General features: G+C 66.4%; 1 protein-coding gene. It reads right to left on the reverse strand.

Going from position 1 to position 721, the window contains the following annotated elements:
* Nucleotides 1–721 (reverse strand): FAD-dependent oxidoreductase (locus AC1DWF_RS34365; protein ID WP_476842958.1); only part of this gene is annotated, 721 nt, incomplete at both ends.

A 721-nucleotide genomic window follows, 5' to 3' on the forward strand; every position in this document is an offset into this window, starting at 1 on the left:
GAAGGGGAAGCGGCCCACCTTCACCTCATGGCCCAGTTCCTTGGCGCCGGCCTCCGTCAGCCCGACCGAAGCTACCTGTGGGCGGCAATAGGTGCAGCCGGGGATATTCGTGTTCTCGAAAGGATGCGGATCGAGACCGGCGATAAACTCCACGCAGGTGATGGCCTCGTGGCTGGCCTTGTGGGCCAGCCAGGGCGGCCCGGCCAGGTCGCCGATGGCATAGACGTTCGGCTCGCCGGTGCGGCCATAGCCGTCCACCACGACATGCGTGCGGTCGACCTTGATCTTGGTGCCCTCAAGCCCGACGCCCTCGACATTGCCGACGATGCCCACGGCCAGGATCAGTTTGTCGGCCTCGATCTCCTGCGTCTTGCCGCCGATCTCGACCGTCGCGGTGACGGTGGAGGCGCCCTTCTTTACGGATTTCACGGAGGCGCTGAGGAGCACCTTCATGCCCTGCTTCTCGAAGGACTTCTTGACGAAGGCCGATACCTCGGCATCCTCGACCGGCACCACGCGATCCAGGGCCTCGATGATGGTCACCTCGCTGCCGAGGTCGCGGAAGAAGCTGGCGAACTCCACGCCGATCGCGCCCGAGCCGATGACGATCAGCCGCTTCGGCACGCTGTCCGGCACCAGCGCCTCGCGATAGGTCCAGATCAGCTTGCCGTCCGGCTCCATGCCCGGCAGCACGCGGGCGCGGGCGCCGGTGGCCAGGATG

It is taken from the genome of Aminobacter sp. P4_D5 (genome assembly GCF_056401815.1).